Genomic DNA, 26631 nt, shown 5'->3' with positions numbered 1-26631 from the left:
TGTAATTATGAAACAAATTAAATCAATATTATTAGGAATTTCATTGTTTTTGTTACATTCATGCAATTTGTTGGATGTAGATACAGTTTCAAGTATAACGGGAGACGGGTACTGGAATACAAAGGGGGATGTAGAAAGCTATTTGATAGGTATTTATACTAAGTTACGTGATACTTCTAATTCAACTCTTCATTTTGAAGATAGAGGAGATGCTTTTACAACAGGTCTGGAAGGTGGTCCATCGAATTTGTGGGCGCAGAATCTGACTTCACAAAACGGATATGGTTGGTCAAGTTATTATTCGGTAATTCAGCATTGTAATATGTTATTAAAGTATACTCCTGGAATAAGTTTTGGAGTGGAATCTGATAAAAACAGGCTGTTGGCAGAAGCATATTGCATAAGGGGATATATGTATTTCTGTGTAGCTCGTATATGGGGAGATGCTCCTATAGAACTGGAACCGACAGAAAGTTCCAATAAGCCTAAATTAGCAAGGGAGCCGGCAGAGCAAGTTTTAGAACGGGCTCTAAGTGATGTGAATGCAGCAATCAATCTCTTCCCGGAAGAAAGTTATACGAATGGAAAAGGAAGAGCCTCAAAACCGGCATGTTATGCACTGAAAGCCGATATTTTGTTATGGAAAGCGAAAGTCTTGAATGGTTCTGAGCAGGATTTGAAAGATGTTATCACTTATGCTGATTTAGCAAGTAAAGGTCTTTCTTTTGAAGACAATTTTGCCGATATTTATGGTACTAAATATGGAAAAGAAGTGATATGGACTATTCACTTTGAGATTTATGAAAAGGAAGCCCAATATAGTCAAAGTTTGAAGCCAAGAGATGTATTTGTGGAAAAGGCAGTAAATAAAGATGAAATACCTTATGCAAAAGGTGGGGCTCGCAGTACTTATGCACCAAGCTCTTTTTTAATAGATCTTTTTTATGCTAATCCCACTGATATTAGAACAAAAGAGTCTTTTATAATAGCTAAGGATGCGGGAGGAAATGAGATCGGTATTTTCGATAATAAGATGAAGGGGACAAAAACAGAAGGTGATCGTACCTATGATTCGGATATTATCATTTATCGACTTGCAGAGATGTATTTGTTCAAGGCCGAAGCTTATGCAGCATTGAATCAGACACCGCAGGCTATCATTGAGTTAAATAAAGTCAGGGATCGTGCTAAGATAGGTATTTATAATGGAAGTACGGATAAAAAAGTAGTGGAAAAGGAGATTCTGAATGAGCGTGCAAGAGAATTATATCTTGAAAGGAAAAGATGGCCTGATCTTCTCAGATTCCATTTTGGTGGAACAATAGATGTCTATCAGGAAGTTCCGAACTTGAAAAAGAAAGCTATTGATAATATTATTATTCCATTATATCTCGCAATTCCACTAAGTGATATGAATATTAATCCTAATCTGAAACAAACCCAAGGATATGAAAACTTATAAGATTCTGACATGTATATTTCTTATGACGAGCCTATTTACACAGGCTTGTCAAAAAGATGATGATTCACAAGATACTCCGGTTCCACCTTCACCTGAAGAGGAAGTTCCAGCATCCCAATTCGATTATGTCTATAGTCAGGGAGTAGACGGATATGAAGTCTATAGAATACCTGCTATTGTTAAAACGCAGAGTAATACCTTATTGGCATTTGCAGAGGCTAGAAAAGCTAGAAGTAATGGAGACAGTGGAGATATAGATCTTGTTGTTAAGCGTTCGTCTGATAATGGAAAAACATGGAGTAAACAAATAATGATATGGGATGATGGGCAGAATACTTGTGGAAATCCTGTTCCGATTGTTGATGATAAAGGTAGAATACATTTGTTAATGACATGGAATTATCAAACAGATAAGTGGGGAACAATAACCAATGGAACCGGAGAAAACACTCGGCGTCCGTATTATACCTATTCGGATGATGACGGTGTCACTTGGGCATCTCCTGTTGAGATAACTTCTGCTGTGAAAAAAGAAAAATGGGATTGGTACGCTACTGGACCTTGTCATGGTATTCAAATTCAGAAAGGGACCAATAGGGGACGTTTAATTGCTCCAAACTATTTTACTACTAGGGAAAATGGAAAAGTAAAAAGTTATTCGCATATTATTTATTCTGATGATTACGGAAAGACATGGAAACCAGGTGAACCAACTCCGGTTAGTGGTGTTGGCGAATGTTCTGTTGCTGAAATAGGAGAGGGAACTTTAATGTTGAATATGAGAGCGGATGAAGGATTCTACCGAAAAAATAGTATTAGTCAGGATGGTGGTATAACGTGGTCTAATCCTCAAGCTAGCAACGATCAAATAGATTGTAAATGTCAGGGTAGTATACTATCAATAGGACAATCTGTTTTTCTCTCAAATGCAGCTTCTGCTACAGAACGTATTAATATGACTATTAAGAAAAGCTCTGATGGTGGAAAAAGTTGGAAAGGGCAATATATTGTGTATGAAGGAAACTCTGGTTATTCGGATTTGGTTGAACTCTCTGATTCACAGATTGCTCTTATATATGAAGGTGGAGAAAAAAGATATACAGATGGATTGGCTTTTAAAGTTGTCAATATAAAATCGATACAATGAATTGGTGTCAATACATATTGTTCAGACTGTTTTTATTTTCCTGTTCTGATGTGCAGGAGAATACAGATATAAGTTTAACACGCATAAATATGAGTATAAAGAAAAGTGCGGATAATGGTAAAACATGGTCGGCAGGATATGTCGTATATAGTGGGGCTTCGCCTATTCTGATATCGTAATGTTCTCTGATAATGAAATAGGAATTTTATATGAAAATGGCAGCTCAAAGCTATACGAAAAGATTAGTTTTGAGAGAATTAGAATTAATAAAATACAATGAATTTAATATATCACTGATATGAAAAGAAAAGTTTTATATTTATTACAGTGTGTCGTTATGATAGTATTGTCTGCTTGTTCTGAAGATGATTTGCAATCATTACAGGCAGCATTTGAATCGAATGTTCAGGAAGTCACAATGGGTGAAAGTGTCACTTTCAAAGATGCTTCTATCGGTGAACCGACTAAGTGGAACTGGCATTTTGATGGAGGAGAACCGGAGACTTCGGTCTTATTCAGTCCTAGTGTTGTGTACAATAAACCTGGAGTTTATTCTGTCATTTTGTCTGTTGGACGAGGAAGCAATGTTAATGAAATTGTGAAAGAACAATATATTACTGTCAACTACCCATCTCAGATAACAGCCAACTTCTCTGCAGATAAGACTACTGCAACAAATGAAGATATTATATCTTTCAAAGATTTATCTAAAGGCTATCCTAATGAATGGTTGTGGAGTTTTACTCCTAAAGAAGGTGGAGAAATTATTACTTCAACAGAACAAAATCCACAAATGATGTTCTCTCCGGGAATTTATACGGTTAAATTAGTGGCAAAAAATCCGAAAGCATCTTCTGATAAAGTAATGGTGGATTATATCACTGTTATTGATAAGAATGCGATTGCCGCAGATTTTGGAGCACAATGCCGGAATACATATGCCGGAGGATATATTCACTTTTTAGATAAAACATTGGGAATGGTGGAAGACTGGAAATGGACTTTTGAAGGAGGTAATCCTTCTGTTTCAACAGATCAGAATCCTGTGGTGCAGTATGTAAATCCTGGAAAATATAAAGTGACGTTAACGGTCAAAAACTCGGTGAACAGTTCCGTAAAAGAGAAAGAAGGATACGTATATGTCATTTCTGCAGAAAAACTAGTGTTATATTTACCATTCGATGGTGATAATAAAGATATAGGTCCCAATCAATTGAACCCTGAAGAACTTATAGGAGGAACTGGGGCAAATGTCTATAATGCTCCGGCACGTTTTTCTGGCGAAAGTGCTGAATGTAGATTCGCTGCTCATTTCCAGGGAGATAAAGAAAATTATTCAATATTGTCTATTCCTGAAGAAGGGTTAAAGAGCCACTATACGGAGAGTGAGTTTACTGTTGCATTCTGGGTGAAGACTTCAAATATGACTGGAAAGAATGCTATATTCCATCAAGGTGTTGGTCCTGGTGCTACATATACTGATCCTGTCCCAAGACAAAGTTGGTTCAGACTTGATACTAGTGGTAAAACTGTTGTGTTCTGCGTAGAATATAAAGGTAAGGCTGGAAACTGGGCTGAATATGAAGGAAAACGGATGGATGATGGTGAATGGCATCATTATGTTTGTGTTTATCAAAAAGTTGATGGCAAAAGGGATAGTTATCTTTATATAGACGGAGAAAAAGTTATTGAAAAGAAAGGGGTTATTGACAAAGTAGTTGATAATTGGCCATATTACATTGGTTGTAATTATCGCTTTACTAATGGAGCATTTGCCCCTGAAAACTTTTTAAATGGTTATCTGGATGATTTTATTTTGTACGAAAGAATATTATCAGAAAGTGAAATAAAAGAATTATATAATAATTAAATATTAATAGGTAGAACTTCTCTATTATAAAGAGGAGTTCTACATTAAAGAGTTTTCATAATATGAAAAAAATTATCTCACTTGTTTTTATGTTTATTAGTTGCATTGGGATATATGCTCAACAAATAATGGACGCAACTGCGGCATATAAAAAGGCGAATGACTTATTGGAACGATTGACGATAGAAGAGAAGGCACTTATGGTCAGAGGATATAATAAATTCTTTATTAAAGGATTCGAAGAGAAAGGGATACTTCCCATTTACTTGTCGGATGCAACACAAGGAGTAAATATCCGAAATAATTTGCCTGATCCTAATGTGGTGAAACAATTGGAACGCTCAACAGCTTTTCCTTCTCCTATATTGTTAGCCTCTACATTTTCTCCAGATCTATCTTACCAATATGCAAAAGCTATTGGTGAGGAATGTAGAGCCGGAGGTATCGAAGTTTTGTTGGGTCCTGGATTAAATATTTATCGACAATCTCAATGTGCAAGAAACTTTGAATATTTTGGAGAAGATCCTTATTTAGTATCTCAAATGGTAAGTCAATATGTAACGGGACTTCAAAGTACAGGCACAGCGGCTTGTTTGAAGCATTTCTATGGGAACAACACCGAATTTTATCGTAAACGGAGTAATTCTATCATTAGCGAACGAGCTATGAATGAAATCTATTTACCTGGTTTTAAGGCAGGAATAGATGCAGGTGCTATGTCTGTAATGACCTCGTATAACCAAATTGATGGAGAGTGGGCTGGGCAAAGTTCATATGTTATTAAGAATATTCTTAGAGAAAAATTGGGATTTAAATGGTTGGTAATGAGTGATTGGAATTCGGTGTGGAATTTGGAGAAAGTTATTAAATCAGGACAGAATTTGGAGATGCCTGGTTCATATAATTTTGGAGAATCTGTGTTGGGTTTATACCATCAGAAAAAAATCACAGAAAAAGATTTAGATGATATGGTGCGTCCTATTTTGGCTACTTGTATTGCAATGGGATTTTATGATAGGTCCAAATATGACTTGTCTTTGCTTGATAAGTATCAGGAGCATGAAAAAATTGCACGACAAGTGGCAGAAGAAGGAATTGTTTTACTTAAAAACAGAGATAATATTTTGCCACTTGATCCAACAAAGAATAGAAAAATATTATTGACAGGTAAGTTTATATATGAAATACCTCGTGGCTATGGAGCTGCAGAAGTAATCGGCTACAATAATGTAAGTCTGATTGAAGCATTACAGAGAGCTTTTGGCAGAACAGTGTATTATATAGAAAAGCCTACTGTAGCTGATATAAAAGAGGCTGACATCGTTTTGCTAAGTATGGGTACGCGAGATAAAGAAGCAATAGAACGTCCATTTGCTTTGCCAAAAGAAGATGAATCATTAATGCGATATGTCACTAAAAATAATCCTAATACTATTGCTATCCTCAATACGGGATCAGCTATTGATATGTCTGCATGGAATGATCGATTGGCGGGTTTGATTTACGGGTGGTATGGAGGACAATCGGGTTTTGAAGCACTTACAGATATTATCACAGGTAAGGTAACTCCTTCTGGTAAGTTACCAATGACTATAGAAAAAACATTTGAGGACTCACCGGCATGGGGATACTTACCTAAAGGGGCGTCACTCTATAATGAACTTAAAAATGAGCATCTTATCAATGTGTATGATGTGAATTATGGAGAAAGTGTATTAGTGGGATATAGATGGTATGATACAAAAAATATAGAACCACTTTATCCTTTTGGGTATGGGCTTTCTTATACAACTTTTACATTGATTAAACCACGTTTGTCATCTAAAAAAATGAATGACCAAATGATAAGATGTTCGGTGACTATTACAAATACAGGAAGTCAGAAAGGAGCTGAAGTTATACAGCTATATCTCAAAGAAAATCAACCATCTGTGTCGCGTCCCGAGAAAGAACTGAAAAGGTTTAAGAAGATATTTTTAAATTCAGGAGAGAATCAAACTGTAGAATTTGAAATAACGCCAGAGGATTTGGCTTTCTGGGATGATGAAACGCATGATTGGAAAGTGAATTCCGGTCAATATTCTATTTTATTAGGAACATCCTCCAGACATATTAGTCATATTCTTTCTTTCACAAAAGAATGATTGTATAGCTGTCATTTTATTAGGAGATACAATAAGCATGAATTTCAGTTATGATGGAAAATCAAAAGGTCTTGATATATCGGCAAAAGGCTTTTGATTAATCATGAATTAGTAGGTTGAATCAAGTATTTTTCTTAATAATCAGTGTTTTCAGTAGCTTATTTTTATATTTGCGTATAAATGAAAGAAATATGATGAAAACTCTATTTATTAGGATACTTCGCTTTTTGATGCTTCTGATATTTATTGCTTCGTGTGGCATTGGATATGTTATCTACGAAGATACACTGACTGCCTGGTGGATACCTCTTGGAATGGCGCTTTTGATTGCTCTTGTTACTATCCCATTCTATAAGAAATGGATATGGCTGACAACCATGGATGGTAAAGTAATTAATTGTTTGTGTCATTTGGCTTGCATCGGTGCCATCAGTTATGTCTTGTTTCTTGGCGGTAATTATTGGTTTGCCGATCCTGCTTCCACACACGAAGAAACAGTGATGGTACAGAAAAAATATGTAGAAACACACAAGAAGACCCGTAGAGTAGGCAGGCATCGTTATGTTTCGGATGGCATACGTAAGGAATACTATTTGCAGGTAGCTTTTGAGAATGGAGCTGTGGAAGAGCTGCATGTGTCACTTTCCACTTATAATAAGGCCAAGGCAGGTGCATCGAAGATACTGACTTTACAAAAAGGCTTTTTCGGATTACCGGTGATTACAAAAGGACTTTAATCAATCATTATGATATAGATATGGAAAATAGAGAATTGTATGAAAGAATGTTGTCGGGGACTATGTATAATGATTTGTCTACAGAACTGGTTCAGAGAAGAGAACAAGTCGTTTTTCTGACTAATGATTATAACTCTACTTATGGAAAACCCAAAGAGGTTCGTGAAGCATTATTACGCAATTTGTTGAAAGGCATTGGGGAGAATGTTCACTTCGAACCCAATTTCCGGTGTGAGTTTGGATTTAATATCACTATAGGAAACAACTTCTTTGCTAATTTTGATTGCATCATGTTGGATGGGAATCTTATTACAATAGGGGATAATGTATTGTTGGGGCCACGTGTAGGATTGTACACAGCAAATCATGCACTTGATGCCCGGGAACGCATTATGGGAGGTTGCTATGCACATCCGATTGTAATAGAGGATAATGTCTGGATTGGTGCAGGCGTTCATATTATGGGTGGTGTTACCATTGGGAGAAATTCGGTAATCGGAGCAGGAAGTGTAGTGACTAAGGATGTGCCGGAAAATGTAATCGCTGCGGGAGTGCCATGTAAAGTAATTCGGGAGATCACGGATAAAGATAAGACCGACTTTTTAGGGTAGGTTGGCGTGTGCTATTAAAAAAAGTCACATCACTTTTAGAGGATATAAATCGTTCTGAAAGTGATGTGTCTTTTAAAAAGAGGTTCTTCTTTAAGTGAAATTCCATAGTTCGGACGATTTTTCGTCTTATCAATTTTGTGTTTTGTCTACGAACGGGATGCATTCGTCTCATTTCAAAAATCGGCAATCTTCTATACTCTATCTTCGTGACGAAATAAAAACAGAATAAAATCATGAAGATGAATAAAACTAGATTATTAGAAAAAATATCTATTCAGTCAGGTATCTCCGCAGATGAATGCAGCGCAGTACTCAAAACCTTTGAAAGAGTTCTTAGTGAAGAGTTAACCCGGAAAATACATCGTTATGGCGGGTGGATACTTTTGTTGGTTGCTTTGTTGGTATCCGCAGTGGCGTTTAGTCAGACACCGCAGAGAAAAGGACGGCCGGTACAGACAATCCGGGGAATGGTTATTGACGGGGATTCAAAACACCCGATACCGTATGCAACGGTGAGATTATCCGAAAAAGAGGGAACAGGTACGATAACAGACAGTCTCGGGCGTTTCAGCATACCACAGGTTCCTGTTGGACGGCATACGGTAGAGGCAGCCTTTATGGGATATGAGCCGGGTATTTTCAGAGAGATACTGGTAACTTCCGCCAAGGAGGTTTATCTGGAAATTCCTTTGAAAGAAAGTGTAAACGAACTCAATGAAGTAGTGATTCGTGCCAGAACCAATAAAGAGGAGGCGATGAATAAGATGGCTACTACCGGAGCCCGTATGTTGAGTGTGGAAGAAGCGAGCCGCTATGCCGGAGGTTTTGACGACCCTGCCCGTTTGGTATCCTCCTTTGCCGGAGTGGCCCCCAGTGTATCTTCCAATGGAATATCCATTCATGGCAATGCTCCCCATTTGTTGCAATGGCGATTGGAAGACGTTGAAATTCCCAACCCGAATCACTTTGCGGATATTGCCACATTGGGTGGAGGAATACTTTCATCTCTTAGTTCGCAGGTATTGGGTAATTCCGATTTCTTTACCGGAGCTTTTCCGGCAGAATATGGAAATGCGGTATCCGGTGTGTTTGATATGAAATTGCGCAATGGCAATAACCAGAAGAATGAGAATACGCTTCAAGTGGGCATCATGGGAATTGATGTAGCTTCCGAAGGACCGTTAAGCAAGAAGCACAAAGCGTCCTATATTTTCAATTATCGGTATTCCACAACAGGACTTCTGAACTTGGAGGGCGGAAAGATGGACTATCAGGACTTGAACTTCAAACTGAATTTCCCGACACAGCATATTATGCTAATTGATTGTCAATAGTTTATGGTTTAAAAGATAGAAGCCTCAAAAATTTACTTGTTTTTTTGCCGAAAATCGAAGATTTAACACTTTTAACCTTAGTTTGTTTTCAAACGAAGGGAAAAAGAGAAAAATGACTCTATTTTGCTCTTAAATCTCCGTTTCGCAAAGATAGGGCATGTCTGTGATTATTTCGCTGATTATGGATGCAAAATCATAAATGAGTTCACGGATTTTTTAGCTTATAATTGGGGTGGTCTTCGATTTTGGTATAGCTATTTCTTTCTTCCCTCTTTTAGTTTTACTTTAATGCGTGTATATATGAATACAGGGATAAAGTAAAGTTACTTTTCGTTTGAATGGTCAAACTAATATTAAACAGACATAGCAAGGAGGGGTTGTTTACGCCTGTATAACGAATAGTATTTTATTTGTTAGTAGATGTATACTGTGCTTATGAATAATATGATGGCATTTAATTTTGAAATTCTATTCCAAATGATTATGTCTATGACTGATTATATGGCTTTGATGCGATTTTTTATGTGTAATGTATCATTAAATAAGTAAAAAGTAGTATCTTTGTATATTATATGATGAGTTAACATGGCAAAGAATACAATGGGGACTAAGTTGCCCCGAAAATTAGAACAAAAGATGTCCGTTGTGGGAGAACAGATTAAACTGGCTCGCTTGCGCAGGAATCTGAGTGTAGCTCAAGTGGCGGAACGTGCCACCTGTTCTCCGTTGACCGTGTCCCGAATAGAGAAAGGTGTGCCGACAGTGGCAATCGGAATATATTTGCGCGTGTTGTATGCTTTACAGCTTGACGATGATATTCTGTGGTTGGCCAAAGAAGACAAACTAGGGAAAACATTACAGGATTTGAGTTTGAAGACAAGGAAAAGAGCTTCGAAAAAGAGATAAAACTCACTTTTTTCTGCATATAAGTCGATAATGACTCTATCAGGATAAAAAATACAGCTTAAAATTTTGTATTATGCCATAAAAACATTATGTTTGCACTGCATAATAATGTGGGATATGAAATTTGTTGATAGAATAGATGAAGCAGCACGACTGAAGGATGCTCTTGCAAGAGAGAAATCCTCGTTAGTTGTGATGTATGGTCGCAGACGATTGGGTAAATCAACGCTTATTAAAAGGGTGTTGTCAGAAAATGATGTATACTTCCTTGCAGACCGTTCGGAAGGTCAACATCAGAGGGCATTACTTGCAAAAGTGATAGCACAGGTGTTTCCTGATTTTGAGAAGTTGTCGTATCCCGATTGGGAGTCGATGTTTCGTGCGGTTAATTATCGAACAGACAAACGTTTTACTTTGTGTTTGGACGAATTTCCGTATCTTGTGGAGCAATCTCCTGAACTGCCGTCTGTATTGCAGAAACTTGTTGATGAGAAACAGTTGAAGTATAATCTGGTGCTTTGTGGTTCATCACAAAATATGATGTATGGGTTGTTTCTTGATTCTACTGCGCCTCTTTATGGTCGTGCTGATGAGATAATGAGACTTACCCCTATACGTTTACCCTATATTCAGGAGGCATTGAACCTTAATGCGATGAACGCTATTGAAGAGTATGCTATATGGGGCGGTGTGCCGCGCTATTGGGAACTGAGGGAAAACAGAATTTCGCTTGATGATGCCATGTGGCATAATATCCTTTCTGTAAATGGGACTCTTTATGAGGAGCCGGTAAAACTGTTTCAGGATGATGTTAAGGATATAGTCAAGACTTCGACAATAATGTCTTATATCGGTACTGGTGCAAACCGTCTTTCCGAAATTGCTGCACGATGCAATGAACCTGCAACTAATCTGTCGCGTCCATTGAAGAAACTTGTTGATCTCGGTTTTTTGGAAAAAGATGTTCCGTTCGGGATTGATGAAAAGAATGCGAAAAAGAGCCTCTACAAGATTGCCGATCCGTTTATGGCATTCTACTATCAGTTTGTTGTCCCTAATCGTTCGTTCATTGAACTTGGTCGTCGCTTACCCATAGAACAGGCTTTGACTGCTCATTTCTCTGAGTATGTGAGTATGCAATGGGAAAAACTGTGTCGGGATGCCGTAACAGGAAATCTTGTTAATGGAGTAGTTTATGGCAAAGCAAAACGCTGGTGGGGCTCTGTTCTCAATGAGGATAAGAAGCCGGAACAAGTTGAATTTGACGTGATGGCTGAATCGCTCGATAAAAAGTATCTGTTGGTCGGAGAATGTAAATGGACAACAGGGGAGAATGGCAAACAGCTAACTGCTGAGCTTCTCCGCAAAGCTAATCTGTTGCCGTTTGCTAAGAACTACACTATCGTTCCTGTACTGTTCCTTAAGAACGCTCCGAAAGATGATGCTGGGAATGCAATGTTGTCGGAAAATGTTGTAGAGTTAATGAAGTAAAGAGATATCAAATTTACGATTTGACAGAGTTATTAGATGGCAAAAAAAACAATAAATAAAGAGCTTACAGGTGCACAGGACTTATACAATTTCTTGTTTGAGGCCTGTAATATAATACGCGGTCCTGTAAGCCAAGATAATTTTAAGGATTATATCACGCCTTTACTTTATTACAAGCGGATATCTGATGTTTATGATGAAGAAACAGAAGAAGCTTTAATATCAAGTGGTGGTGATAAGGAGTATGCATCTCTGCCAGAACAACATCGTTTTGTTATTCCTGATGGTTGTCATTGGCAAGAAGTCCGAGAGCGTACAGAAAATCTTGGAGCTGCCATAGTCGGTGCTATGAGGCAGATAGAGATAGCAAACCCAGATACATTGTATGGGGTGCTATCTATGTTTTCATCTCAGAAATGGACTAACAAAGCAATACTCAATGATAGCAAGATTCGTGACCTGATAGAACATCTATCAAAACGAAAACTTGGTAATAAGGATTACCCTGCGGACTTAATGGGTGATGCTTATGAAATATTATTGAAGAAGTTTGCCGATGATAGTAAGGCTCAAGCTGGAGAGTTTTATACTCCTCGTTCTGTTGTGAGATTATTAGTGCATATTCTCGATCCGCAACCGGGGGAAACTGTATATGATCCTGCTTGTGGTAGTGGAGGAATGCTTATCGAAGCTATACGATATATGCACGATGATTCTCTTTGCTGCGGAAGTATATTCGGACAGGAAAAGAATGTCGTGAATGCGGCCATTGCTAAAATGAATCTATTCCTGCATGGTGCATCTGATTTTAATGTAATGCAAGGCGACACATTGAGAGACCCAAAAATTCTTCAAGGTGGTAATATCGCCAAATTCGATTGTGTTATAGCAAACCCCCCATTTTCTCTTGAAAATTGGGGAGCAACGGAATGGAGTTCAGATAAATATAAGCGCAATATCTATGGCACACCGAGTGATAGTTGTGGTGACTATGCGTGGATTCAGCATATGATATGTTCTATGTCTTCCGGCAAGGGGCGTATGGCTGTTGTAATGCCGCAAGGTATTCTGTTTCGTGGAAATCAAGAAGCAGAAATAAGGAAACAATTAGTCGAAAGTGATTTGATAGAAGCCGTTGTTACATTAGGAGATAAATTGTTTTATGGAACTGGACTTTCACCGTGCTTTTTGATAATACGAAGAATGAAACAGGCTCATCATTCCGGACGGATTTTGATGATAGATGGTTCCAAAATTCTAACTCAAAAGAGAGCGCAGAATATTTTAGAAGAGAATGATATAGATAGGTTATATTCACTTTATCAAAATTACTCCGATGAAGAGGACTATTCTCGAATCGTTACATTGCAGGAGATAAGAGATAAAGAGTATAATCTTTCGCCCAATCGCTATGTGGTTTACCACAAGGAGGAAATTCGTCCTTATGCGGAAGTGTTGGCTGAGTTCAAACAAGCATACGCAGATGTGAAGCGATTGGAGAACGAATTTTCATTACTCATTAACGCATAATCAATATGGCAGAAAAAGTAAAACAATATCGTCTTCCTGATGACCCTATTACGCTCGATGAACTTAAAAGTTTCCTTTGGGCGGCTGCCACTCATTTGCGTGGTCAGATTGATGCTGCAGGATATAAAGAGTATATTTTCCCTTTGCTTTTTTTCAAACGCATTTCCGATGTTTATGATGAACAGTTTGAAGGATTTGTGTGTGAAGGAGGAGTTGAGTATGCAGGTATGCAAGTAGAAGATCTCCCCATCCGTATTCCTGATGGTGCGCACTGGAGAGATGTTCGTGAGGTGACGGAAAATGTTGGTAATAAATTAGTCGAAGCATTTATTGCCATTGAGCAAGCCAATCCTGCTAAGGAAATGGATGGTAGAAAAATCGGAGGATTAGAAGGTATTTTCGGACCTAAGGATGGCTGGACCAATAAGGCGAAGATGCCTGATAATATCATTACTTCGTTGATTGAGGATTTTTCTAAATATACGTTGAGCCTAAAGGCTTGTCCTGCCGATGAGATGGGGCAGGCATACGAATACCTTGTTGGAAAGTTTGCCGATGATGCCGGAAATACTGCTCAGGAGTTCTATACGAATAGAACAGTCGTTCAACTTATGGCTGAGATACTGCAGCCACAACCGAATGAAAGCATTTATGACCCAACTTGTGGTTCCGGGGGTATGTTGGTTAAATGTTTAGACTATCTTCGCAACAAAGGTGCAGAGTGGCAGAGTGTACAGGTGTTCGGACAAGAGGTGAATGGCTTGACTTCTTCTATTGCACGAATGAATCTTTATTTGAATGGAGTTGAAGATTTTTCGATTGCATGTGCAGATACGTTGGAGCATCCTGCATTCTTGGATGGCAGCCATCTTCGTAAGTTCGACATTGTTCTGGCAAATCCTCCTTATTCAATCAAAGAATGGAATCGTGAAAAATTCATGAATGATAAGTGGGGACGTAATTTCTTGGGAACGCCTCCGCAAGGAAGAGCTGATTATGCATTTTTTCAACATATTATTGCTTCGATGGATAGAAATACTGGTAGGTGTGCTATATTGTTTCCCCATGGTGTACTATTTCGTGATGAAGAATATGAGTTGCGCAAAAAATTAGTTGAAATAGATATTGTAGATTGCGTAATTGGACTTGGTCCTAATCTATTTTTTAATGCTTCTATGGAGGCTTGTATTATTATCTGCAAAAATAGAAAAGAAGATAGTCATAAAGGTAAAGTTATTTTTATTGACGCAAAAGGAGAGGTATCAAGAAAGAATGCTGAAAGTTATTTAGAAAATACTCACATCCAGAAAATTATTTCTGCTTATGAAAATTTTGAAGATATAGAATATTTTGCAAAAGTTGCTGATATAAATGATATAGATAATAATAAGAGTTTGCTTAGTATACAAAGTTATGTCAAGCAAAAAGGAACAAATGAAATATACATTTTGGATGAATCACTCCCAAAATGGATTGAGGCTTCAAGATCAATGCATATCGAAGTTGCTAATCTTTTAAGTATGCTAAAATATGAGTAGGGTAAAGTTTGGAGATGTCGTTAAAGATGTGAAGATAAATATAGATCGTCTAAATAATCCGTATGAATACTATGTTGCAGGCGATCATATGGATTCGGAGGATTTAACCATACATAGGAAAGGATGTTTTACAACAGATGATGTTGGACCTGCTTTTATTCGTGTATTTAAACCAGGTCAGATTTTGTATGGTTCAAGAAGAACATATCTAAAGAAAATAGCAGTTGCTGATTTTGAAGGAGTATGTGCTAATACTACTTTTGTTTTTGAAACGAAAGATCCTCATGCATTTGAGCAACGTTTGTTGCCGTTCATTATGCTATCAAAGGATTTTACGACTTGGTCGATAGCTAAATCAAAAGGTTCTACAAATCCTTATGTGTTATTTTCTGATTTGGCTGATTTTGAGTTTGAATTACCTCCATTAGAGGAACAAAAAGTTCTTGTTGATAAATTATGGGCAGCCTATCGATTGAAGGAGGCTTATAAGAAACTACTTGTTGCCACTGATGAAATGGTGAAATCGCAATTTATCGAGATGTATTATAATACTCATAATAAGCAAACCCTTGAATCGGTTTGTCCAATCATGAATAAGGGGATAACGCCAAAATATGTTGAATCTTCTTCTGTCTTAGTGATTAATCAAGCATGTATCCATTGGGATGGTCAACGTTTGGGTAATATAAAATACCACAACGAGGAAATCCCAGTTAGGAAGAGAATACTTGAATCAGGAGATGTTCTCTTGAATGCAACTGGAAATGGTACTCTTGGACGATGTTGTGTATTTATTTGTCCTTCAGACAATAATACCTACATAAATGATGGACATGTGATTGCCTTGTCAACAGATAGAGCAGTGATTCTTCCAGAAGTGCTTAATACATACCTTTCTTTAAATGATACGCAAGCAGAAATATACAGGCAATATGTAACTGGTTCTACAAATCAAGTTGATATCGTATTCTCAGATATCAAGAAAATGAAAGTTCCTGTTCCTAGTATGGATGAACAAATCTTGTTTGTTGAGGTCCTCACACAAGCCGATAAATCAAAATTTGAGTTGAAGCAGTGTATTGAAAATATCGATAAAGTCATAAAGAGTTTAATAAACGGATAGAATAAGAGAGATACGTTGATAGCTGCGGCTTAATTGGATAACAAATTTATTAATAATATGATAGAGAATCTGATTAATGACATAGAGCAGGCTATGCTGGGAGTTTTAAACAATGAGCAAATGAGTCAATTACGAAAGGTGCTAGATTATGCCTTTCGTGATATCAACGTGTCGTCTAAGAACAATGAAGAGTGCAGTGGTAATAGTGAATTAATAGATAGTTTTTTGTCGGCTAAACGAGTCGAAGGTTGTTCGGATAAGTCGATGCACTATTATCGAAGTACATTAAATAATGCTATCAGGAAAATAGAAAAAAATATTCGCCATATCACTACTGATGACTTGCGTAATTACTTAAATGATTATCAGCAGACAAGCGGTGCTACAAAGGTTACGGTAGACAATATACGTCGCATTTTGTCAAGTTTCTTTTCATGGCTTGAGGATGAGGATTATATTGTGAAGAGTCCGGTACGTCGGATTCATAAAGTAAAAGTCGGAAAAACAGTCAAAGAAACATACTCCGATGAAGCGTTAGAACAAATGCGTGACCATTGCGAAGGTATTCGCGATTTAGCCTTGATTGATTTGTTGGCCTCTACTGGTATGCGTGTCGGGGAGTTGGTCAAACTCAATCGGAACGATATAGACTTTGAAAACCGGGAATGCATCGTTACCGGTAAAGGAGATAAGCAACGTCGAGTTTATTTCGATGCTCGTACAAAGATACATTTACAACGTTATTTGGCAGAACGGATAGATGACAATCCTGCCCTGTTTGTTTCATTATTAGCACCTTACGATCGCTTACAGATAAGTGGTGTGGAAATACGTTTACGTCGTTTGGGGCGTGAATTGAATATTCCTAAGGTGCATCCTCATAAATTTCGCCGTACGTTGGCGACAATGGCGATAGATAAAGGTATGCCTATAGAGCAGGTCCAGCATCTCTTAGGGCATCAAAGTCTTGATACAACATTGCAATATGCTATGGTGAATCAGACAAATGTAAAAATGTCTCACCGTAAATTTATTGGTTAGTATGTCGCAATTTATCGAGATGTTCAAAGAGAAGGGGTATCCTTTGAGAATGCTAAAATCGTTTGCTGATGTATCCACTGGAGGTACGCCTTCTAAGGCAAATCTTGAATATTGGAATGGAGATAAGCCATGGGTATCTGCAGAGGACATGAAAAATAAGTATGTATATGACACTTGCGAGAAGGTCACAGAAGCCGGATATGCTACATGCAAGATTATCCCAGTAGATACCTTGATGTATGTATGTCGAGGTAGTATCGGAGTAATGGCAATCAATAAGATAGAATGTGCAACCAATCAGTCTATATGTAGAGCAAAGTGCCACGATAACGTATGTAACGTAGAGTTTCTTTATCATGCTTTAATGTATCAAAAAGACAACATTAAGAAAATGGGGACTGGCACATCATTCAAATCATTGAATCAAACTTCATTCTCTGAATTGAAAATAGAATTGCCCCCTTACAATGAACAGATGAAGTTTGTAAGCATTGCTCAACAGGCCGATAAATCAAAATTTGGCGACTTCAAATCGCAATTTATCGAGATGTTTGGGAATCCTCTTTCTTTAAATCAGAAGAATGAGTTGAAAAGATTAGGAGAATGTTGTATTCTAAATCCAAGACGTCCTAACATTGCTCTTTGCGACACCGATAAAGTCTCTTTTATTCCTATGCCGGCGGTAAGTGAGGATGGATATTTGGTAGATATGACTGACGAAGAATATGGAAAAGTAAAAAAAGGCTTTACATATTTTGAGAATAATGATGTCTTGTTTGCCAAAATTACACCTTGTATGGAGAATGGCAAAGGAGCTATTGTACATGGACTTACAAATGGTATAGGAATGGGATCTACAGAATTTCATGTATTGCGGCCAATTAACGGAATATCTAGTCCCTATTGGCTGTTAGCATTAACACGAATGCCTATATTTCGTGAGCGTGCTGCAAAAAATATGTCTGGAACAGGCGGGCAGAAAAGAGTTAGTGCTTCATATCTGGACCATTTTATGGTTGGATTGCCTGCGATGGAGGAACAAAGGCGTTTTGAAGCAATATATAGACAAGCCGACAAATCAAAATCTGTCATTCAAAAAGCTTTAGTATATTTGAATGACATACAGAGTGACGAATTAGGGAAAATCGCTTAATTATTAAATTGATAACAATAAAAACCATAGATATGTTTAACGAAGACAATACAGTGGAGCAAATGCTCATAGAAGCTGCAACCCAAAGTAGTTGGCAGTATGTAAAGTCACAGGATATACCTCGTAGTTCTGATTCTGTCCTTGTTGAATCATGGCTATTGGAAGCTCTTGTCAGGTTAAATCCAATAACACGTCAACAAGCGGAGCAAGTTATTTATAAACTCCGTGCTGCTATTACTTGTGGAGGTAATTATGATGAATTGGTGACTGCCAATGACCGTTTTCGTACATTATTATTTAATGAAAACACAGAGCCTTTTGGAAAGGATGGTGAATATATACCTATCAGATTCTTTAGCGAAGATGCGGTCGAAGATTATTGTGTAGTGACCAATCAATGGGAGTTTCCACGTAGTTCTGTTGAAGGAGGTAAACGTTTGGATTTGGTTTATCTGATAAATGGAATTCCGGTTTGTGTTGGTGAAGCAAAATCTCCTGTTCGCCCTCAGATAACATGGGCTGACGGAGCCATTGATATGCTGCATTACGAAAAGAGCATTCCAGAAATGTTTGTTCCGAATATATTAACCTTTGCTACAGAAGGTAAAGAACTTCAATATGCCGGCATCTGTGCCCCTGTTGACAAATGGGGACCTTGGTTTAATGATGAAAGTCGTCAGCATGGTACAATAGAGTCGGTTAAAAGTAACGTAATGGGGTTGGTTCAACCAAACCGACTGCTTGATATATATCGTTACTATAGTGTTTTTACAGGAACATCATCAGGCAAAAAAATAAAAATAGTTTGCCGTTATCAACAATATATAGGTGGTGAAGCTATTGTTCAGCGTGTCTTAAATACATATCGAGAGAAACAAGGTCCGAAGAAAGGTCTTATTTGGCATTTCCAAGGTTCGGGAAAATCATGGTTGATGGTATTTGCTGCCCAAAAATTACGTTTGCAGAACGAATTACATGCTCCCACAGTTGTTATCGTTGATGACCGTATTGATTTGGAAGATCAGATAACGGGCGATTTTACTCGTGCTGATATTCCTAATATAGAATCTGCAAAGACAAAAGATGAGTTAGTTGCATTTTTCAAGCAGGATCAGCGCAAGATTCTGATAACGACAATTTTCAAGTTCGGAGATGTTGATAGTGTACTGAATGAAAGAGATAATATCATTTTATTGGTAGATGAAGCACACCGAACTCAGGAAAAGGATTTAGGACAAAAAATGCGCAATGCATTACCTAATGCATTTTTCTTTGGCCTTACCGGAACGCCTATCAATAAACGAGATAAGAATACTTTTCAATCTTTTGGAGCTGATGAGGATTTAGAGAAAGGTGGATATATTTCAAAATATACTTTCCAAAATTCTGTTGAAGATGGAGCTACGCTTGAATTGAATTTCCAAACAGTGCCGGTAGAGATGCATCTTAACGAAACTCAATTACAAGAAGAATTTGATGAACTGACCGATCAAATATCCGAGGACGAAAAGAACGAATTAGTAAAACGAACTTCTGTTGAAGCATTTTTTACAGCAGAGAAGCGAATTAACGATGTCGCACGTTATATTGTAAATCACTTCAAAGAGTATGTAGAGCCCACTGGAATGAAAGCTCAAGTCGTGGTATATAACCGAGACTGCTGTGTGAAATATAAGAAAGCGATTGATGCTCTTTTGGGTTCGGAAGATGCAACCACTATCGTTATGCATACGGCTGGCGATAAAGCTGATGAGTATAAAGCATACCGTCGTGATAGAGAACAAGAAAGAAAACTTCTTGACCAATTCCGTGATCCATTGTCACCGATTAAAATGGTGATTGTCACTTCAAAGCTGTTGACAGGTTTTGATGCTCCAATTTTGCAATGTATGTATCTTGATAAACCAATGAAGGATCATACGTTGTTACAAGCTATTTGCCGTACGAATAGAAAGTACAATGTTGATAAGAAATGTGGTCTGATTGTAGATTTCGTTGGTGTATTTGATAATGTAGCCAAAAGCCTTGCTTTTGATGAGGAGACGGTAAAAACGGTTGTAAAGAATATTGATGAGATAAAAGTGTTGATACCTCAATTTTTGCAAGAGTGTATTGACTTTTTCCCTGGTGTAGACCGGACAATCGGTGGTTGGGAAGGTTTGCAAGCTGCCCAGCAATGTTTACTTGATGAGTCTACAAAAACGAATTTTGCAAAACATTTTTCACGATTGGCTAAAGCTTGGGAAACAGTAAGCCCGGATGCAATGCTGGCTGCTTATCAGGCGGATTATACTTGGCTGGCTCAGGTATATCAAAGTGTACGTCCTGTTAGTACCGGAGGATCACTCATATGGACTTTATTGGGTGCTAAAACCATTGAAATCATTCATCGTAACATTGATACAATTGATATTGGGACTCCACTTGAGGATCTTGTGGTAGATGGAGATGTAATTGATATGGTGTTGGAGCAAGCCAAAGACAATCCTAAAAAGATATTGGAAGTGGAAAAAATGCTTCGTTTGAGGTTAGGAGAGCATCATGGAGACCCCAATTACAAGGCATTTGCTGAGAAGTTGGATGAACTGCGCCGTCATATGGAGGAAAATCTTATAACTAGTATTGATTTCCTCCGAGGATTGCTCACCCTTGCTAAAGAAGTGCTTGAGGAAGAAAAAAACTCAAATCAACCTCTTGACAAGAGGGAACAAGCTAAAGCTGCTCTTACGGAGTTGTTTGAATCAATTAGAACTGAGGATACTCCTATCATTGTAGAACGTGTAGTTGCTGATATAGATGAAAATGTGGTAGCTATTGTACGTAAGTTTAAAGATGCTTTTAAAAGCATTACAGCTCAGCGAGAGATAAAAAAGAAACTACGTTCTATTCTGTGGGTTAACTACCAGATTAAAGATCAAGAAGTTTTTGATAAGGCTTATCAGTATATTGAGATGTATTATTAATTGGTTGATAAAATAAATTTGTTATGGCTGTTGAATCACACGATAAGAAACTTGATGACCTTCTAAAAATGGTTGAAGAAGGTAAGGCTCAATTACCCGACTTTCAACGTAGTTGGGTTTGGGATGACACGAAGATATGTAAACTAATAGAAAGTATCACATCTGGCTTCCCAATGGGTGCAGCGATGTTTTTGGCTAATGGTGGTGAGCATATCCGTTTTAAGTATCGCACATTTGAAGGTGTGGATTCTATATCAGAAGTTACACCTGAGTGGCTTGTGCTCGATGGACAACAGCGACTCACAACCTTATATCAGGTCTTGAAAAGTAAGAAAGCAACTAATACTCGATTAGAGACCAATCGAGATACAATTATCAAACGCTATTATTATCTAGATATTCGTAAATGTCTAGACTCTACTGCGGACAGATTGGAAGCAATCATATCTGTATCAGAGAAGAAACAGCTTACAACAAATATTGGTCGTGATGTAACGCTGGACTTATCCACAAGAGAGAAAGAATTTGAGAACCTGATGTTTCCCTTGAATATTACGTTTTCTCATAATGATACGGAAGATTGGCATTATGATATGGAAGACTATTACAAAGGTGATAGAGAGTATAGAAATTTATTCCGTGATTTCTCACAGCAGATTCTTCGCCCAATTTTAGAGTATAACATACCTATAATTCAGCTTGATAAAGAAACCCCGAAAGAAGCTGTCTGCCAGATTTTTGAGAATGTAAACACTGGTGGTGTACCTCTTACGGTTTTCGAACTCGTCACAGCTACATTTGCTGCTGAAGGACATGAATTGAGAAAAGATTGGGAGACCATTCGTCATATTTTTGCTCAAAAAGTAAATGGCGAGCTATTGAAAGAAATCACTGGCGCTAATTTTTTGGCAGCAATGACTCTGTTGGTATCATATTATAAAAGAGTGGTTTCAGGTGATGATGAGCGTGTGGCTGTAACATGTAAGAAAAAAGACATTCTTAGGCTTGAATTGAAAGATTATTTGAAGTATCATGACGCTTTGATTAAAGGTTTCTGTGATGCAGCTGATTTCTTAGTACATCAGGGGATTTTCCGTTCCAGAGATCTTCCATATTCGTCACAACTTATTCCACTTGCTGCAATCTTTGCATACGACAACGAAAATAAAAAAATGTTGCATCTTGGAAGCAAACAGGAATTATTGTCTCGTTGGTATTGGTGTGGCGTAATGGGTGAACTATATGGGGGTGCCAATGAAGCTAGATTTGCAACTGATATAATGGGCGTATTCCGTTGGATGGAAGGTGGTGAAATGCCAGAGACTGTATATCGTTCCAATATACAACCAACTCGTTTATTGACCATGCAGACTAGGAATAGTGCAGCGTACAAAGGTGTTATGGCACTTATCTTACAAGATTCACCACTTGATTTTATGACAGGTCATCGTATGGATATAGCATCTTACATTGATGAAGATGCTGATATTCATCATATATTCCCTCAAACTTATTGCGAGAAAAATAACCTTCCACGTATAAAATGGAATTCTGTCATTAATAAGACTCCAATTTATGCATCTTCCAATCGTTCAATAGGAGGACATGCACCAAGTACCTATATTGGAACTATGGCAAATAAGGGATTAAAACAAGTTGAGATACAGGAAGCTATAGAGTCACATAAGGTAAGTTATGCTCATCTTGCATTAGATGATTTCAATGCTTATTTCATAGATCGAGCAAAACAATTGCTTGACAGAATAGAGCAAGCGACAGGCAAATCTGTCTCAGGAAGAGATAGCGAAGAAACAATCCGTGAATTTGGTGTTGCTTTAATATAGATAGCAATCTGTAACAAACTAGAAAAATATGATTAATAAATAGCTGAAAATAAATGAACTGGAGATTTTGGAAGAAAATATGTGCAAATAATTCGATGGAGGATGATAAACAAGTATCATTAACTCCTGCTCTGCTTAATCGTGATAGTGAAAGTGATAAGAAGCAGTATAGGAGTGTTTTGAATCTTGCACGAAAACTAGAAGAGAAAGACATATTGAACATTGCTCTTACTGGTCCTTATGGATCCGGTAAGAGTTCCATTCTTCGCTCTTTGATGAAAGACTATCGTAAATACAAATATCTTTCAATATCTCTTGCTACTCTAAAGTCACCATTAGATGATAAAAAGAATAAAATAGATATTGATACGATGAATAATCGTATTGAATACAGCATTCTTCAACAACTTATTTATAAAGAAAAACAAGAGACGCTTTATAACTCCAGATTAAAAAGGATTTATCATAAATCAACTTGGGCTCAATATGCTTTATCTTTTGCAATAATATTTTATATTGTTGCCTTAATTATTGTATTTGAACCATCATTTTTGGAGGTGGATTGGATTTGCAATCGCTTAAGTAATCCAGTATTAAATAAATGGTCTGATATTTTTGCTCTATCATATATATTTGTTGCAACAATAATATTCGTTCAAAAGACTGTCAAATCATTGAGTAATAGTAAACTGAATAAGTTAAATCTAAAGAATGGAGAGATTGAATTAAAAGAAAACAAAGAAGATACATCCGTTTTCAATAAGCACATGGATGAGATTGTCTATTTCTTTGAGGTTACTGATTATAATGTTGTGATTATAGAAGATTTAGATAGATTTGATAATACGGATATTTTTCTTAAGTTAAGAGAGGTAAATCAACTCTTGAATCAGTCAAACTCTGTGGGGCGTAAAGTTACGTTCATTTATGCGGTTAAAGATGATATGTTTTTTGATGAAGAACGTACTAAATTCTTTGATTATATCACAACTGTAATCCCAATAATCAATTCTTCAAACTCGGCAGACAAACTGAAAGAGGAACTAGAGATAAAAGGCTATTCAGATCTTAATGTCGAGGTAATAGACAGTTTGGCTTTTTTCATTGACGATATGAGATTACTGAAGAATATTGTCAATGAATATGCCCAATATAGAGAAAAACTTGATGAGAAACTTGATCAAAACAAACTTCTTGCAATGATTGTATATAAAAACTACCATCCAAAAGATTTTGCTGATCTGCATAAAGGAAAGGGTGTTTTGTATGATTGTTTGCATAAGAAAAGTGAATTATTGGTTGAGCGCAATAGACAGATTGACGAGCGTATTAATGGAATAACTAAAAAACTTCAATCTTTAGAAGCGACACATGCCATACAAGAAAAAGAATTAAGGCTGATTTATATTGAAGGGTATCGTAGAAAATTATCAAAACAAAATGAAAATAATGCCTTTTTGTTTTTTGTCGAAAACAATTTTATACCTCTTGAAGATATCGCAGAAAATGAAACGTTATTTAATTCCTTTATATCGCAATCCTCATTTCGATATCAATGTTTTAAGAGGCATCAAACTAACACATATTATGGTGTTAGATATTATTATGATACATCTGAAGATAGTTGCAATATTCAATTCAGTCAAATAGAGAAAATAGTTAATTCTACCTTTACCTACCATGAGCGATTAGAAGCCTTGCGAGAAGGGGAAAAAAGATATCGTGAACAAATCAAGATACTAGAATTATCTCGTAATAATCATTATGCTACTCCAATACAAGAACTGTTGCTGGATGTTGATATGCAGACGCATAAAATTTTTAGTGAACTCAATGTCTCTAAAATGCTTGAAGTTTTCTTGAAAGAAGGACTTATAAATGAAGATTACTTTGATTATATATCTTTCTTTTTTGGTAAGTCAATTAATAAGCACGACCATGATTTTATCCTTGAATTAAAACTTCGGCATAGTTTGCCGTATGACTATCATATAGATAAAGTAGGGCAGTGCGTAAAAAACATTCCTGATAAATGTTACAACGATGTAAGTATATTGAATATTCAGGTGGTCGATTGTATTTGTCAGCATCTTGAAGAAGCAAATAACTCAAAACTTCATTCGATAGCACAAGTTATTATGCATAATAAAAAGTGGGACTTTTTGATTGACTTCTATAAATCAGTTGAAGATTCAAGCTCGCTTTTCAACCATTTGGGCAGTATCGTTGATGGATTATGGAAGATCTTCGTGAAACAGAATTCCGATGAATTATTCGAGTCTTGGTTACGATTCCTCGAATTGAACCATTCCACCAAAGAAAGTCGTAACTGGTTGAATAAACACTTCGCATTTATATCTCATAGAGTAGATCTCATAGGTTTTGATACAATCAAACAAATAGTGTCGAATGGAAAACTGATTTTTACAGATATAGATGCAGAGTCTAGGTGTTTGCTTGAGTATGTTGTAGAAAACAAAGCATATATGTTGACACCAGAAAATGTTGTATGCGCATTTGTTCATTATCGAAATGAGAGGGTGGAAACATTGGATAATTATCCTTTAAATGTTACAATACTGAGGAGCTGTAAATCAGCTAAATCTATATCAGATTATATAGATGAATGTTTTGACAATGCACTAAATAATGTATTTATTACAGATACGGCAAAAAAAGAGAGTGTGGGAATTATTCTTGAAATTATTAATTCTGAGGATATAACAGAGGACACAAAACGCAAATACCTTTCTGGGCAACAGAATAAAGTTTCTCTTTCCGATGTTAACAATATACAGTGGGAGTTCGCTATTGAAGTTGATATAGTTATACCAGCATGGCCTGAGATATATGCATTTTATGAGAGTCAGAATAATGTAATGATTTCCAGTTTGCGAATATTCATTACCAAACATATTGATGAATTAACAGATATATCTGAATTGGATGATACTCAGAAAGAACTACTGGCACACAGTGCTTTATTGACATCAGATTTTGAAATTTTGGTATACGATAAACTTGTCAAAATCTTTGATGGAGTTACATTTAAGGATGCGGATATTAACAGTGTAGATAACGCTCATTTTAAGTCGTTACTTTGTGCTGATATGCTTCCATATAGCACATATTATACGACAACAATTAGAGACAATCATAGTGATGTACTTACTTATTATGTAGATAAGTATTTGGATGAGTGTATTATAGAAATAGAGGAGTTGCCTACAGATATGAGGCTATACAAGCATCTTATGAAAAATCCAAGAGTAATCGGTGAAAAAGCTCTAAGTGTAGTTCAACATTTTCTTCCTCATATTGTGTGGGATAACGAATTGGCAAATATCACTCTTCCTGTGTTGAAAAACAATATTGAAAAATTTGATTATGACATAGAGAAGAACATTTTGGTCGCCTCTACTAATTTGCCAGAGCGATTGTCTTTTTTGATAGACTTGGTTGAAAAGTTTAGAGATGATTTTGACATTGTGACAGAATTAATAGAGTCTTTAGGCGATTCTTATCGAAGTATTACAGATAAATCAAAAAAGGCTACTATAGAAAATAATCACATGAATGAAATGCTTTTAGGGAAGCTAAAAACTATTGGATATATCTCATCATATAGAGAAGATGATGATAAACTTCGTGTAAGTCATAAACGTAATCACTAAATCAAATGCAAGAGAATAGAGGAATTTATAACTAAAGTTATGGAAAGAAAAGGGATTGTTTGA

At 36.8% G+C, this 26631-nt stretch carries 16 protein-coding genes and 1 pseudogene; all 17 read left to right on the top strand.

Going from position 1 to position 26631, the window contains the following annotated elements:
* Positions 1 to 7: 7 nt before the first annotated feature.
* The 17 genes and pseudogenes from Bovatus_RS07535 to Bovatus_RS07455 all read left to right on the top strand — a co-directional run bounded on the left by Bovatus_RS07535 (position 8) and on the right by Bovatus_RS07455 (position 26568).
* A complete protein-coding gene (locus Bovatus_RS07535) occupies positions 8 to 1462 on the top strand; it encodes a RagB/SusD family nutrient uptake outer membrane protein (protein WP_004300601.1) in 1455 nt (484 codons plus the stop codon).
* Positions 1449 to 2609: a sialidase family protein gene (locus Bovatus_RS07530; RefSeq protein ID WP_004300600.1), complete on the top strand. Its 1161-nt coding sequence runs from the start codon at positions 1449 to 1451 to the stop codon at positions 2607 to 2609. Before Bovatus_RS07535 ends, Bovatus_RS07530 begins: the two co-directional genes overlap by 14 nt.
* A gap of 298 nt (positions 2610 to 2907) precedes the next feature.
* On the top strand, positions 2908 to 4479 hold the full coding sequence (locus tag Bovatus_RS07525; RefSeq protein ID WP_004300598.1) for a PKD domain-containing protein: 1572 nt from the start codon (positions 2908 to 2910) through the stop codon (positions 4477 to 4479).
* 62 nt (positions 4480 to 4541) lie between these two features.
* Entirely contained in the window at positions 4542 to 6623 is a 2082-nt protein-coding gene (locus tag Bovatus_RS07520; protein ID WP_004300597.1) for a beta-glucosidase, read from the top strand.
* A 191-nt stretch (positions 6624 to 6814) separates the two neighbouring features.
* Entirely contained in the window at positions 6815 to 7360 is a 546-nt protein-coding gene (locus tag Bovatus_RS07515; RefSeq protein WP_004300596.1) for a DUF2500 family protein, read from the top strand.
* 20 nt (positions 7361 to 7380) lie between these two features.
* On the top strand, positions 7381 to 7971 hold the full coding sequence (locus Bovatus_RS07510) for a sugar O-acetyltransferase (RefSeq protein WP_004300595.1): 591 nt from the start codon (positions 7381 to 7383) through the stop codon (positions 7969 to 7971).
* A 233-nt stretch (positions 7972 to 8204) separates the two neighbouring features.
* Positions 8205 to 9278 (top strand): annotated as a pseudogene (locus Bovatus_RS07505) (carboxypeptidase-like regulatory domain-containing protein); the annotation flags it as partial.
* Between the two features lie 612 nt (positions 9279 to 9890).
* Positions 9891 to 10211, top strand: coding sequence for a helix-turn-helix domain-containing protein (locus Bovatus_RS07500; RefSeq protein ID WP_004300590.1), 321 nt, complete (start codon positions 9891 to 9893; stop codon positions 10209 to 10211).
* A gap of 117 nt (positions 10212 to 10328) precedes the next feature.
* Complete coding sequence (locus tag Bovatus_RS07495; RefSeq protein ID WP_025813877.1) at positions 10329 to 11702, top strand: ATP-binding protein; 1374 nt, start codon at positions 10329 to 10331, stop codon at positions 11700 to 11702.
* A gap of 36 nt (positions 11703 to 11738) precedes the next feature.
* Positions 11739 to 13232: a type I restriction-modification system subunit M gene (locus Bovatus_RS07490; protein ID WP_004300588.1), complete on the top strand. Its 1494-nt coding sequence runs from the start codon at positions 11739 to 11741 to the stop codon at positions 13230 to 13232.
* Between the two features lie 5 nt (positions 13233 to 13237).
* Positions 13238 to 14770, top strand: coding sequence for a type I restriction-modification system subunit M (locus tag Bovatus_RS07485; protein WP_004300587.1), 1533 nt, complete (start codon positions 13238 to 13240; stop codon positions 14768 to 14770).
* A complete protein-coding gene (locus tag Bovatus_RS07480) occupies positions 14763 to 15893 on the top strand; it encodes a restriction endonuclease subunit S (protein WP_004300586.1) in 1131 nt (376 codons plus the stop codon). Before Bovatus_RS07485 ends, Bovatus_RS07480 begins: the two co-directional genes overlap by 8 nt.
* A gap of 57 nt (positions 15894 to 15950) precedes the next feature.
* Entirely contained in the window at positions 15951 to 16934 is a 984-nt protein-coding gene (xerA, locus tag Bovatus_RS07475; RefSeq protein WP_004300585.1) for a site-specific tyrosine recombinase/integron integrase, read from the top strand.
* 1 nt (position 16935) lies between these two features.
* Positions 16936 to 18087, top strand: a complete 1152-nt coding sequence (locus Bovatus_RS07470) for a restriction endonuclease subunit S (RefSeq protein ID WP_004300584.1) — start codon at positions 16936 to 16938, stop codon at positions 18085 to 18087.
* A 32-nt stretch (positions 18088 to 18119) separates the two neighbouring features.
* Entirely contained in the window at positions 18120 to 21050 is a 2931-nt protein-coding gene (locus Bovatus_RS07465; protein ID WP_004300583.1) for a type I restriction endonuclease subunit R, read from the top strand.
* A 23-nt stretch (positions 21051 to 21073) separates the two neighbouring features.
* Positions 21074 to 22894 carry a GmrSD restriction endonuclease domain-containing protein gene (locus Bovatus_RS07460; RefSeq protein ID WP_004300582.1) on the top strand — a complete coding sequence of 607 codons (1821 nt, stop codon included), beginning with the start codon at positions 21074 to 21076 and terminating at the stop codon, positions 22892 to 22894.
* Between the two features lie 53 nt (positions 22895 to 22947).
* Positions 22948 to 26568 carry a YobI family P-loop NTPase gene (locus Bovatus_RS07455; RefSeq protein ID WP_004300581.1) on the top strand — a complete coding sequence of 1207 codons (3621 nt, stop codon included), beginning with the start codon at positions 22948 to 22950 and terminating at the stop codon, positions 26566 to 26568.
* The last annotated feature ends 63 nt before the right edge of the window (positions 26569 to 26631 follow it).

Origin of the sequence: Bacteroides ovatus (genome assembly GCF_001314995.1) — a bacterium.
Lineage (GTDB): Bacteria > Bacteroidota > Bacteroidia > Bacteroidales > Bacteroidaceae > Bacteroides > Bacteroides ovatus.
The sequence above is the reverse complement of the archived record's forward strand: the minus strand, read 5'-3'. Positions and strand labels throughout refer to the sequence as shown.